Here is a 347-nt window from a genome sequence, read left to right on the forward strand (position 1 = left end):
GGCAAGGCGGTCTTCCTGCCTGAAAATGCGGGGGACGATGTCCCAGCGACGGATATCTGGGGCGATGACGCGATCCTCGCCTATGTCCCGAAGGGCACCAACTACCGGGTTCCCGCCTTCGGCTACACCTATGAGCTGTCGGGCTACCCGCAGATCCAGAAGCCGTATTTCCTGGACAGCAACGACAGCTGGATTTACGGCACGAAGACCGAGCGCCGCCCCTATATCGTTGGTGCTGACGCGGGCTTCCTGTTCCAGAATGCGGGGCAGAGCTGATGGCTGACGCGCTGGTGAAAGTGCGCCTGGCGCATGCAGTCAAGATCGGCACCCGCTGGCTTCCGCCCGGT

General features: G+C 62.5%; 1 pseudogene. It reads left to right on the forward strand.

Features of this window, described 5'->3' with window-relative positions:
- Positions 1 to 276 (forward strand): annotated as a pseudogene (locus IE126_RS25600) (hypothetical protein); the annotation flags it as partial.
- Positions 277 to 347 lie beyond the last annotated feature (71 nt).

The organism is Gemmobacter nanjingensis (genome assembly GCF_014652195.1).
In the GTDB taxonomy this organism is placed as follows: Bacteria; Pseudomonadota; Alphaproteobacteria; order Rhodobacterales; family Rhodobacteraceae; genus Gemmobacter; species Gemmobacter caeni.